The organism is Bremerella alba (assembly GCF_013618625.1).
Lineage (GTDB): Bacteria > Planctomycetota > Planctomycetia > Pirellulales > Pirellulaceae > Bremerella > Bremerella alba.
Window position 1 is genome coordinate 96385 of record NZ_JABRWO010000008.1, and the last position, 12549, is coordinate 108933.

General features: G+C 56.0%; 10 protein-coding genes. 8 read left to right on the top strand and 2 right to left on the bottom strand.

Features of this window, described 5'->3' with window-relative positions; genetic code table 11:
• Positions 1 to 2: 2 nt before the first annotated feature.
• The 6 genes from HOV93_RS14630 to HOV93_RS14655 all read left to right on the top strand — a co-directional run bounded on the left by HOV93_RS14630 (position 3) and on the right by HOV93_RS14655 (position 6531).
• Entirely contained in the window at positions 3 to 1235 is a 1233-nt protein-coding gene (locus HOV93_RS14630; RefSeq protein WP_207397258.1) for a cytochrome-c peroxidase, read from the top strand.
• 418 nt (positions 1236 to 1653) lie between these two features.
• A complete protein-coding gene (locus HOV93_RS14635; RefSeq protein ID WP_207397259.1) occupies positions 1654 to 2658 on the top strand; it encodes a DUF1559 domain-containing protein in 1005 nt (334 codons plus the stop codon).
• A gap of 103 nt (positions 2659 to 2761) precedes the next feature.
• Positions 2762 to 3163: a hypothetical protein gene (locus tag HOV93_RS14640; RefSeq protein WP_207397260.1), complete on the top strand. Its 402-nt coding sequence runs from the start codon at positions 2762 to 2764 to the stop codon at positions 3161 to 3163.
• A 239-nt stretch (positions 3164 to 3402) separates the two neighbouring features.
• A complete protein-coding gene (locus HOV93_RS14645) occupies positions 3403 to 3996 on the top strand; it encodes a hypothetical protein (RefSeq protein WP_207397261.1) in 594 nt (197 codons plus the stop codon).
• A 440-nt stretch (positions 3997 to 4436) separates the two neighbouring features.
• Positions 4437 to 5708 carry a polysaccharide pyruvyl transferase family protein gene (locus tag HOV93_RS14650; protein WP_207397262.1) on the top strand — a complete coding sequence of 424 codons (1272 nt, stop codon included), beginning with the start codon at positions 4437 to 4439 and terminating at the stop codon, positions 5706 to 5708.
• A gap of 187 nt (positions 5709 to 5895) precedes the next feature.
• The gene (locus HOV93_RS14655) at positions 5896 to 6531 is read left to right on the top strand and encodes a hypothetical protein (RefSeq protein ID WP_207397263.1); all 636 of its coding nucleotides are present in this window, start codon (positions 5896 to 5898) and stop codon (positions 6529 to 6531) included.
• A gap of 24 nt (positions 6532 to 6555) precedes the next feature.
• Here the strand turns inward: HOV93_RS14655 and HOV93_RS14660 are convergent, their stop codons facing one another.
• Positions 6556 to 7518 carry a DUF2231 domain-containing protein gene (locus HOV93_RS14660; RefSeq protein ID WP_207397264.1) on the bottom strand — a complete coding sequence of 321 codons (963 nt, stop codon included), beginning with the start codon at positions 7516 to 7518 and terminating at the stop codon, positions 6556 to 6558.
• A 754-nt stretch (positions 7519 to 8272) separates the two neighbouring features.
• Here HOV93_RS14660 and HOV93_RS14665 point away from each other — a divergent pair.
• On the top strand, positions 8273 to 10882 hold the full coding sequence (locus HOV93_RS14665; RefSeq protein ID WP_207397265.1) for a patatin-like phospholipase family protein: 2610 nt from the start codon (positions 8273 to 8275) through the stop codon (positions 10880 to 10882).
• Between the two features lie 200 nt (positions 10883 to 11082).
• Here HOV93_RS14665 and HOV93_RS14670 read toward each other — a convergent pair whose 3' ends face one another.
• Positions 11083 to 11433, bottom strand: coding sequence for a hypothetical protein (locus HOV93_RS14670; RefSeq protein WP_207397266.1), 351 nt, complete (start codon positions 11431 to 11433; stop codon positions 11083 to 11085).
• Between the two features lie 153 nt (positions 11434 to 11586).
• Between HOV93_RS14670 and HOV93_RS14675 the strand changes: the two genes are divergently transcribed.
• A complete protein-coding gene (locus HOV93_RS14675; RefSeq protein ID WP_207397267.1) occupies positions 11587 to 12540 on the top strand; it encodes an ABC transporter ATP-binding protein in 954 nt (317 codons plus the stop codon).
• Positions 12541 to 12549: the final 9 nt, after the last annotated feature.

Genomic DNA, 12549 nt, shown 5'->3' on the forward strand with positions numbered 1-12549 from the left:
TCATGAAATCGACGCGTTTTGTCGTGGCGATCGCCGCCGCTTCGCTCACCTTGGCCAGTAGTTTGTTCGCCGCCGAAAAATCGGAAACCGTCATCTTGGGCGATTCGGCCCTGACGGCCGGCATCCCCGGCGAGGGCCCGCTTAAGCTGGAAGAGATCAATCAGTGGCTGGCCGAGCCGAAGAACCACCAGCCGCTGGGGGTCGAACTTCCCTTCGGCTTGAATGCCGCCGCCGGCCAGATCACCGGCCTCGATGTTAACCCCATGACCCGGGCCAAGATCGAACTCGGTCGTCAGCTTTACTTCGACCCACGTCTGTCGTCCGACGACTCGATCAGCTGTGCCAGCTGTCATCACCCCGATTTCGGCTGGGCGTTTGAGTCGCAGTTCGGGATTGGTGTCGATGGGCAAGAGGGCAACCGCAACTCGCCCGTTTCGTTCAATCGCATTCTCAGCGGCCCGCAGTTCTGGGATGGCCGTGCTGCCACTTTAGAAGAGCAAGCCGTCGGCCCGATTGCCAACCCGATCGAAATGGCCAACACGCACGAGCTGGCCGTCGACCGCTTGAAGAAGATCCCCGGCTACAAAGTTCAGTTTGACAAGATCTTCGACGACGGTGTGAACATCGACAACGTCGGTCAGGCCCTGGCCACCTTCGAGCGAGCCATCGTCACCGGTCCGGCCCCGTACGACTACTACGAAGTGGTTCGCAGCTTCGAGAAGCAGTTCCCCGCCGATGAACTCGAGTACCTCGAAGAAGACGATCCCGAGCTGTTCGCCAAATACGCTGAAGCCCAAAAGAACGCTGCCGGCATGTCGGAAAGTGCCCGTCGCGGTCGCGAGATCTTCTTCAGCGAAAAAGGCAACTGCACCGCCTGTCACGCCGGAGCCAACTTCACCGACGAGCTTTACCACAACCTGGGCGTCGGCATGGACGCAGAAGAACCCGACCTAGGCCGCCATGCCGTGACGAAGCAGGACAAAGACCGAGGCGCCTTCAAAACGCCCACCATCCGCAACATCACCCAAACGGCCCCGTACATGCACGACGGCAGCCAGGCAACGCTGGAAGAAGTGGTCGAATGGTACGCCAAAGGAGGCCACCCCAATCCGCACCTCAGCGACAAAATGAAGAAGCTGAACCTAACCCAGCAAGACAAGAAGGACCTGGTCAACTTCATGAAGGCCTGCACCGGGGACTTCCCCAAGATCGAGCCAGGGCGGTTGCCTGAGTAAGGTTATTGATTTCAAGTAGAGAAATAGAAAGCCTCGAACGCGTTTGCGTTCGAGGCTTTTTTTATGAACCTGTGCGGCATCGCCTCAACCTTCGCCATTCTATATGCATCGCTGCTGACTAATCTCGCACGCTCTCCAACGCCTGAGCCTTTTAAACTCATTCGGATTGGGGGTAATTAGTAGTTTGCAGAAATTAAGTGATATTACGTGGCTTTAACCCAGCGTAAATCTTCTTTTTGGGAAACTGTTTTTCCTTTACCCTTTCTTGCGACATGCCGTGGCTGCTGATCGTGGGAATGGTATGGCGGTTGCTTTCTCATCTTTATTGAGGCTGTTTCCTTCCCTCCTTGGGGCCTCCTCCCCACATTTTGCCCGCCTGCCCCGCATTCATTCCCTTTATCGAAGGATACCGTTTGCTATGGATCGAGTGACTCGCGTTCGAATGGGTTTTACGCTTGTGGAACTTCTGGTGGTGATTGCCATTATTGGTGTGTTGATTGCCTTGCTGCTGCCGGCCGTGCAACAAGCACGGGAAGCGGCTCGACGTGCTCAGTGCGTGAACCATCAAAAGCAGTTGGGGCTGGCTCTTCATAACTACGAAAGCACCTACACCGTCTTTCCGCACGGCTATCTTTCCGACAACGACTCTTCCACGCACAAACGCGATTGCTGGTTCTTCGGGACGCTGCCGTTTCTGGAACAGTCGGCCCTGTACGAGGCCTATCAGGCCGAGACCACCGAGACCTACGTCCATCAAATGCCGATCGAGATTCGGGGTGTCGTGGTAGAATCGCTGACCTGTCCTTCCGACCCGAACTCGCCAGGCTTCGGCGGTGGTGGTAGCTCGACCAACTTTCAAGGGAACTATGCCGTCTCTTGCGGCGTGGGCAACTGGACCACCGACACGTCGGTCAACCCTCCGCGAATTTCGATCATCGACAACAGCATGGTCGATCGCGGGTCGGTCGTCGTGGGCGACTCAGGCGGGATGTTCTTTTACAAATCGCGTTCGCGTTTTCGCGACTGTACCGACGGCACATCGAACACGCTGCTTGCTTCCGAAGGAATTGTTCGCACGAACGTCTCTTCTGGCACCTGGGGCAGCATTGGCGCTTACTGGGGAGCAGGGCAGCACGGCGGGTATGCGTTCTCGGTCTCAGAACCCCCCAACACCTCCATCGCCGACCGTCCTTACAGCTGCAAAGTGTTAGAACAGCCAGGGGCACCCAATGGGGCACCGTGCGAAAATGGCCAGTCCGGCGGTTACGACGAACGCTGGAACTACGCTCGCAGCTACCATACCGGCGGCGTGAATACCGTGCTGCTCGACGGCTCGGTGCGGTTTGTGCCAGATACCGTCGACCGTCAATTGTGGATGAAGTTAGGACTCAAGTCCGACAGCCTGGTGATCGGCGAATTTTAGTCGCAGGGTCCTTACCTCAGAAGACTTCCAGTACGATCCCTCACCGAGGACGCGTGCTGGAGGTCGTTTCTCAAAAAGCATTCTTTCTACCTGGGTATCTTAGATGAAATTTCTTACGTTGTTTCTCGTGTGCGCCGGTATGACTTCGCTGGGCTGTGGCAGCTCAAACGCCCCCGGCATGATTGACGTCGACGGCGTCGTCACCTTGGATGGCGCCCCAATCGAAGAAGGCAAGATTTTGTTTCGACAAGTCGATGGAGACCAACGCGCGTTTGCCACTGATATCGTCAACGGCACGTATCAGCTCCAATCGCTTCAAGGCAATACGCGTGTCGAGATCCGTGCCTCGCGGATTATCCCTGGCAAGTTCGATATGAGTAACGGAACGCCAGAGCCGATGGGCGAGATGTATATCCCGAAACGATACAACAAAGACAGCGATCTGACGGCAACCATCAATTCCGACCAAGATAACCAGTTCAACTTCGAGCTCACATCGAAGTAGGCAAGTCGAGCATGCGGCTCGGGGCAGGGCGTCTTGCTTGTGTCCCGGGCCCTCGGCTAGAAAAAAAATCTCGGCGCGCACTAGACAAGTGAACGCATGTTCACTATAATACTAGAAAGCCTCTCAGGTCATGTTTGATCTGAGCGGGCCCAAAGCACGTCTTTGTGGACTTGCTATCCATTTATCTACGCGCCCCCTGCGCATCCCCGGAACCGAGTACCTCGGTAACGAGCATCGCCATGTCATCAACCCCTCAGCAGCCAGATCAAAGCGGAGCGTTCTCAAACGAGAGCCCTCCGCAGCTTATCGTGCGCGCGGGGAAGACCTTCGTGTGCTCGGCCTGCGGGGTGATGGTGGAAGTACCGGCCAAGGCCGTAGGGCGGATGATGGTTGTTCACGATCAATCCTCACCAAAAGAGGTTGTGAACGAAGAACCTGCGCCGCCGCTGAAACCGATCACGGCCAGACCGCCGCGTCCTAAACGTCCGCCACAACCTTCGCAGGTCTCTAGAGGCCGTAGACGAATCGATGGGCTTATTGTGCCGGCGGCCGGCGAAATGGAACGCGCGCTGGCGTGGGTTTCGTTTCACCTGAAGCTGCTCGACCGGCAAGGCACCGAATTCACACGGCTGCGGAAGTTGCTCAAGCAGCGCTCGCCCCAGCAGGTGCCAAGCCCCAGTCCTCAATCCAAGGCGAAGAAACGCCCCGTGCCAAAGCGGGTCGCTCGTGTGAAACATGCAAGGCGAATCTACGCCCACGAAGTCGTGAGCATGCCCCTTGAAAATGCTTCCCCACAACACGCATCCCCAGCCAAAGAACGCGGGCCACCGTGATGTCCTGACAAGCATTGCCCGAGTAGGGTGCCAACAGCGACGCAAAACGGAATACATCGTACCCAAGGGGGTGTTTAACATCTGGCCAAGCGTTCCTTGGGTTGGTGGTGCGATGCGCTATCGCTCTTCAAACCCACCCGAAAAGGGCGCGATTTATTCACTCTCAGCTTTCAATTTCTGCGTAGGGTGCGAGCAGTAACGCAAGGCGGAACGTATCGCACCGAATACGGTCTCCATCCCATGGCAACGCGAAAATGTTGTTCATGGTGCAACTGGCTGCGCGGTGCGGCACCCGACGGCGATTAGGGTGGGGTCGACGCTTGCGCATGCGCCCAACTCACAAACGTGCAGCCCCCTGAGCAAGCAGTTATAATCAAACGAACGGCCACAGACCGCCAGCCCCCTATCAACAACGCCCCACCCATAGGCATCTAACTCTCATGCAACGACGCACCTTTCTTCAGGCTTCTGGTATTTCGGCTCTTGGTGTTGCGCTTCGCTCGGCCCTGGGTGCCGAAGGAAAACGGCCTCCGCGAATCTTGCTGCGCTCGTCGTGGCAGACGGTTAACATTGGAGACATCGCCCACACGCCGGGCGTGCTGCGAATCTTGAAGCAGCATCTGCCTGAAGCGGAGGTCACGCTATGGCCATCGAGTGTCGACAACGGTGTTGACGAGCTACTGGTGCGTGAATTCCCTGGTCTCAAGATTGCTAAAAAGGGAAGCCCTGAACTCGATCAAGCCTTCGAAGAGTGCGACTTTTTGCTGCATGGTTCCGGGGCCTCGATTGTCGCTCAGAACGACCTGATTGCCTGGCATAAAAAGACCGGCAAACCGTACGGAATCTATGGGATCACCTTCCCGCGAAAGAAGTCGGCTTCGACCTCTGCCCAAAGCGATGCGGCCATGCAGCGGGCAGTCGAAGTTTTGAATAACGCCAGCTTCGTTTACTTTCGCGATAGCAAGTCGCTGCAGTTGGCCAAGAGCTTGGGTGCCAAGTCGCCGGTGATGGAGTTCGGGCCGGACGGGGCGTTTGCCTGTGATCTGCGTGATGCAGATCTCGCCAAGGCGTTTCTGGCCGAAAACGATCTTGAAGAAGGGAGGTTCCTGTGCTGCATTCCGCGGCTGCGTTACACGCCCTATTGGACGATCAAAAAAGGCCGCGCGTTCGACGAGAAAAAACATGCTCGTAACGAAGCGATGAAAGAGCACGACCACGCTCCGCTGCGCGAGGCGATCGTCGAGGTGGTGAAGAACACCGACTTGAAGGTGCTGGTCTGCCCGGAAGATCGCACGCAGATGGCCGTTGGTAAAGAGATGATCATCGACAAGCTGCCGGCCGATGTCCTGAAACGTGTCGTCTGGCGGCCCAACTATTGGCTCACCGGCGAGGCGGTCAGTGTTTATGTTCGCAGTGCCGGGCTATTCGGCAACGAGATGCACTCGCCCATCATGTGTATCGGCCATGGCGTGCCGGCGGTGGTCTGCCGTTTTGAAGAGCAAACGACCAAAGGGTTCATGTGGGAAGACATCGGTCTGGGCGAGTGGCTATTCGATCATGACTCCCAGGAAGACCAACAGCGGATCGCTTCCACGGTGCTCGATATTGCCCAGAATCCTGCTGCTGCCCAGCTTAAAGCCGCCAAGGCCAAAGCATTTGTCGAGAAGCGGCAATTAGAAACCATGAAAACGCTGCGGGGCGTGCTTGGGTGAAGCCTAGCGGGCAACTTTGCAGCGTCTCGCGGAAGGTGAGACGGGATAAAGGGCAAGAAGCTCCCGCAAGGAATTAAGCCCCTTTCCGCACGCGATTTGCACTAAGGATTCGCCGGAGCGGTGCTGGCCAGTTATGTTAATGCTTGCTTCTCCGATTGTATCCTGAGCCCACGAGGAGATCTTAGCGATGATTCGCCTTGCCCCCGGTTTCGTATTTCTTGCGCTGTCGTCGGTTGCCTTATCGGCAGCGGCCCAAGACTTTACGACGCAAGATCCGCGCTACACGACCACGCCGTCGGAGTATACCACCACGCCAGCCCAGTACACGACGACCCCGTCTGAGTACACGACCACACCGCCAGAGTATCTTCCCCAGGCCGATACGGTCCCTGATACCGACGTCACGGTCCCCACCATTCCGGATGACTTGCCAGATGTGGGCGACCTGGGTGACTTGGACGACGATTTATTGCCAACCAGTCCACTAAGCAGCACGACCTTAGAAGCCGAGAGCATCTCAGAGGACGAACCGCAATTTTTGCAATCGGTACCCGTCGAGGATGAACAAGCCAACGCCAGAGTGATTGAGTCGGATACAACCACTGAATCGGAATCGATGGTCGCACTTTTTGCCGAAACGGTATTGCGTTTAGACGAAGAGGAAACGCAGCAGTTCGTAACCGATTATGACGAGATCGTGGCCGAACTGGGCCTCGAACCGAGTGAAGTCGGTTGGAGCACGCGTTTCAAAATCGTGTTGTATCTGACGCTAGGCCGATTGCTGGGACTATTCGAAACGGAACTAGATGCAGGAGCCATTTAACCAGCAAGCTCTTGCTGATCGCACTTACTCCGATGCTTCGGTCTCGGGCGTTTCTGTTACTTCGGTTTCCGTCACCTCTTCGGCGTCGTCGGAAAGAAAGAGGTGGTCGAATTCCTCTTCGTAGTGACCCTCGCCGTAGACGAGTTCGCCCCCTTGAAAGCCGACAATCGAAACGCAAATCGCAACCACGCAGGCCCCCAGGAACCAGCCCAACTTCATCTTCCGGTTGCCTTCTTCGCTATTGACCGCTTTGTAGGCGACCGGGACCAGGGCCAGTGAACCTATCGCCAGAATGACACCCAGCCAGCGATGGCGGTCGATGTCGTTGTTTAGCGAAAAGCTTAGGCCATAGCCTTCATGGATGGCATACGACCAGCCTGACACACAGGCGATGCACGCTCCCAACGCTCCGACCCATAGGCAATGAAACGCAGCAGATTGGAACGAGGTGCCACCGAACTTGGAGAGAATGAGAAAGACGAACGAGATGGAAAGCAAGCCGACCGGCAAGTGCGTCATCGCTGGGTGGAATAGCCCCTGAAAGAGCCACACCTTGTACGGCACGCTTAGCTCCGAAACGGGCGTGACGGTGACAACTTCTTCCTTCTCGGTTTCAGTGGTAGGAGTCGACCAGTCGAAGTCGGCTCCTTCTTCAATCCAAAGCTTGATCGTGGCCAACTCGGCGGCGGTCATGCCTGCGGAATGGGGCGAATCGGCCGGCGGCATTTTCAGCGAAGGATCGTCGGTGATGAGATAGTCGTTCCACAGAGAACTCGATTCCAGATCGCCCGGCTCGACGTAGTAGCTCATCGTTTCGGCATCGTCGACTCGGAAATCGTTTTTGGCCTTCTCAGGACCATGGCACTCGATGCACCGGGCCAGAAGTACCGGCTGGACGTCGCGGCGAAAGTCGACGAGTTTGTCGGCCTTGACGATGCTGAGGACCGTCAGGCTAAGCGTAATTCCTAGTATTATGCGAACGTACATCGATGCTTCCTGATGGAGGGTTTGCTGCCATGCTTGGAAAGGCGGGCGGGCTGGCAACAGTGCGGACGTCAAGCGATTTTACGCAAGGGAAATAACTTACCAAGTAGGCATCACGTTGGGAGACTACTGCCGTAATCATGCGTCCAAATCGCTTTTCATCGCTTGCTCTCTCCGCTGCGGATCGCGAGCGAGAGAAACGAAGACTTAAGTTTTAGGCGGGTAGGCGAAAAGGCGGGGGATGGCAAATCAGGCGTGGCCAGATTGCCATAGCTCTATTTTTTCATCGAAAGCGGCTCATGGCAAGCGCGATTTGGCTAGGAACGTCGAAAGTTGACCTCGTCAGCCAAAACGACTCAATCAATTTGCTAACCTTCGCATTCAACCCGCGAAATCACACTTTTGTGCCCCCTCTGAGGCCCTATCTTAAAACACCTGCCCACGGCGAAAGGTTTTGGTGAGAGGGTGAAAATTCAGGGAAGCCATGCCGTGAAGCGTTGTTCCAAGCCGTCCCAATGCTTGCGCTACATTGGTTGTCCGCAGGTTGTTTCGGCCACCACTGGCATAGCTAGCGGTGACAATGGGGCGTCAGCGGCATAAATTCTCCAAAATCTCTGACCTGACGCACACGCAAAATCGTCAATCTTTCACCAGATTGCCGATAAGGAAAGCATCACAATCTATTTCTCGTCAGCATTGGCGAGCTAGCAGCAGGGCAGGGGCCTTGTTGGATATTCAAGGAAGAGGAGTAGTCAGAATGTCCGAAGAGCGGAACGATTCTTTGCGGCAGCAAATTGCAGACTTTTTCAATATATCGAGCGGTTGCCGTTTTTCCATTGCGGCATTGATCTTGTTGTTGACCATCGTTCCGGTATCGCGATTTGCGCTGCCGCTGTTGATGGAAAATGGCCTGCTGATCGATAGCTTCTCGCAGGCAATCATCGGCTCGTTTGCGTGGTACGTTACTTCGGCGATGCTGATCTTGCAGATCCGTATCGCTTTGGCTCATGGGCCTGAACGCTTCACGTGGTGGAATGAAATCTCTGGCGAACCTTCCGATCGCGAGCAACGCGAGTTGATCGATTTAATGAAGGCTTCAAGCCGTCGTGGGGCTGGCTGGCCCGGCTGGCTGTGGCTGTTGTGGGTCTTGCTGCCCATGCCGGCGCTAACGATGGTTGCCGATTTAAACTTACGCGTGAATACAGCCCTGATTACCGCCGAAGAGTTGTACGGCGGGTTTATCGTCGGTGGGCTGATGGCCACGGTTGTGCTGCTGCTGTTGAGCTTTCTGCGGAAGTATATTTTGCCCGGCGTGGTGCCGCTGAAGGGGATCTTTCCGTTTGAATGTCTGCATCACCTGCACGACGACTCATTAAACGACCCCAACGAAGTCGCCGACCTGCCCAAGGGGATTGCCGTGTTCCTCGCCCGTATCGGGATGGTTCGTGGCCCTGGTTATTCGATTCAAGATCCCAAAGGCGTCGAGCGTCCGTTGGCCGGTCACTTGGAACTCGCTTTGTTGCTGTGCCTATTGTTGGCGATGACCTTCGTGCTGGGGATTTTCGAGCACGTGGTGTTCCCTGGCAGCAACCTGGCCAAGGTGATACCGACGTTGGGGCACTTCGCATTGGTGGTGGCGATACTTTCGACGTTTGCTTCAGGGATGGCTTTCTGGCTCGATCGTTTTCGTGTTTCGACCTTGATGGCAGCGTCCGCGTTTGCGTTGGTGCTGTTCCTCTCGCGCGACTACGAATTTCGAGTGGAAACGTCCCCCTGGAAAAGCCCGACGCTGGTCGAAGCGATGGAGTCGAAAACGATTCCTGCCAGTCGTTCGCGCGAACCAGGTCAGCGCGACCAGCGTACGCTGATTGTCGTCACGGCGCCTGGGGGTGGTATTCATGCGGCGGCCTGGTCGGCGGAAGTCCTTACGCGGTTAGACGAACGCTGGCCAGAAACGTTTCGGCAATCGCTGGGGATGATCAGCTCGGTCTCTGGCGGAAGCGTCGGATCGATGTATTACATGGATGCGATTAGCGTGCCCGAGGGCAAAGTCTCGATGGATGAAGTACGCGAGCGGGCCAAGCTTTCGTGCTTAGAACCGATCTTCTTCGCGGCCACCTTTCACGATCTACTACCGCTGACGCAGTACGATCGGGGAACGGCCGCCGAACACTTCTGGGACTTCACATTGCGAATGCACGAGCGGAAATCGCCTAAGCTGAGCGACTGGGGAGTCCAGGCTCGCAGCGGCAAAATGCCGGTTATGGTGTTCAACGCGACCGACGTCAAATCGGGCCGGCGTGTGCTGTTGGCCTCGACTGCGATTCGAGACGATTCGCACGAAACGCATTCACATGGTTCGATCACGAACGACCATACGTGCGCGTTCGATCTGCGGCAGAACGATTTAGACATGAACGTCGCCACGGCGGTTCGCCTGTCGGCTTCGTTTCCGTATGTCACCCCGATCAGTCGGCCTGTGCGCGGTGAAGACGGCGAAGAAATTATGCCGTCGGTACGCTTAGGAGATGGAGCCTATGCCGACAACGACGGCATCATGACGGCGCTTGAATCGGTCAGCCAATTGATTGATCACTTCAGTAAGCGTCCGCCGAGTGAACGCCCTTTTGATCGGATCTTATTGATCAACATCGACAACTACGGAACGAGTGTCGGTCATCCTGAATTTAAGGAGTCTGGCGGGCAAATCGAAGCGTTGAGCTACGCCACGATCGGACCTTTGTTGGGGTTGAGCAACGTACGCGGTGCCTCGCAGGCCGAGCGTGGTCGTTTGGAAGTCGGCTTGCTTCAAGATCGTACACTGACCGAGCAGGAAGTGATGTGGGTTATCCGTCAGCTGAAGCGAAAAGGAGAGATGGGTGGATCCCGTGATGAGGACCAACCTGAGTTTGTCAATAATTCGCAAATCAGCATGAGAGCCCAACGCAACGCCTGGCACCGGATGTCGCGGTTCAGCGAATCGCCGGTCAATATGCCAGACGGTGACGAGGACTCTGAATCTGCGACCGAAGTGGTTTCTACCCATCGCGATTCGTTCAACCATCAACGCAGCAACGGTCCAGGCCTTTACCCAATTCAGTTCAAGGTCGTTTCGATTCCCTTCCGGGGCAAAAGCGATCCGCCCCTTTCATGGAAGCTGAGCAGCGACCAGATGCGAACTTATAGCGAAGCCTGGCAGCAACTCGATCACGAAGCGCGAGAGTGGACCGTGAGCAATGACCAGGATTGGGACGAGCTAGGTAACGTGCCGCCGCTGAAAGAAATCGAACAGTGGTTGGGCTCGCCAGGCGAGAAGGCCACCCACTGGACCCTGGCCGGGCGTCGGGACTCGTCGCAAACGAGATAGGGGCAACGGTCTTGGATCGATGCCAATTCGGTTGATCGATCTTCGACCAATCGAACCCTGTCGATGGATAACAAAAAAGGCCTGCACAAGGGGTAACTCGTGCAGGCCTTTTTTTGTGAAAAGAATTTGAGCTTCTCGCTCGATTCGTTCACTATCGCGATCGCACACCGGGAAGGGTGGACGGTTGATTTCTCTTGTTCTTAGTCGACCGTAAACTTAGACAGTTCGATCGGGAATCCTTCAAAACCATTCATCATGCCCAGCACCAATAAGGCAACCAATCCCAACAGGATGAGACTCGCCAGGCCTCCTAAAGGTGCCGTGTAAATTGGATAGGAACCCTGAGCCGGCCGCGATGCGTATCCGTAGCTCGCACCGCTGAGGGCAACGAACATGATGACAATCAAAAGTATGATCCAAAGAGCCATGGTGATTACCTCGAATGCTGTTCCAACTTCGCGGGGCAGTGGATCGAGTGGAATTCTGCGATCCACTGCCCGGGAAGCCTTACCACAATTTGCCGAATCAGGCAGTTGCAATTGGCGTGCCATTTCAGCGAAGCGTTATTTCTGAGAAACTATCGCAATTCATGCGGTTCGCGTGAAGCTAATGTGAAATCGAATTGGTATACCCTTACATAACGGTTACCATCGATGTCTTTCGTTCCCCTCTCTTAGGTCGTCTTCCGGCCGGCGTTTCACTCCATGCCAGACTCCATCATCGAAGTCCACGATCTTCACAAGACGTATCGTGAGGGGCTTTTCGTCCGCAATCAGGTCAACGCGCTGCGTGGCGTGACGCTCGAAGTGCCGCGCGGTTGCATCTTCGGGTTGCTGGGTCCCAACGGGGCCGGCAAGACAACCCTGATCAAAGTGCTGCTAGGGCTCGTGAATCGATCCTCCGGTGGGGGCAGCCTGTTGGGCCGTCCTCTGGGTGATCGCGTGGGCCGAATGAAGGTCGGTTACCTGCCCGAGCATCACCGCTTTCCGCGTCATCTGACCGGCAACACGGCGATGGTGTATTACGGCGGGCTCAGTGGTTTAAGCCGCCGCGAGGTGCTGCAAAAGAGGCCTGCGCTGCTCGAACGTGTGGGCTTGGCAAAGTGGGGACAGACTCCGGTTCATAAGTATTCGAAAGGGATGCAGCAGCGGTTGGGGATTGCTCAGGCACTTCTGCATAAACCGGAACTGCTAATCCTGGACGAACCGACCGACGGCGTCGATCCGGTGGGCCGTGCTGAAGTGCGAAGGCTGCTCAAAGATTTGCAGCAAGAGGGAACGACCATCTTTCTCAACAGTCACCAACTGCAAGAGATCGAATTGGTCTGCGATCAAGCCGCCATTCTCGCCGCCGGTCGCGTGCAGAAGCTGGGTACGATTGATGAGATCACCAAGCACCCCAACGCTAGAATTGAATTCGTCCTGCAAGGCTCGCTCGATGAAATGCAGTACGCGTTGAGCTTTGCCGAGACCGAGCCTTGGCAAACCGATGGCGAGCATCTGGCCCGCGTGATCATTTCGGCCGAAGATCAATCCGAGCTTAATCGCTGCGTCGATGCCCTGCGAGCCAAGAGCATCGACATTCTCGAGATGCGACGACTACGCACGTCGCTGGAAGATGCCTTCCTGAATATTGTCTCTGCCGAAACGGTCGAGTAATCACGCTTC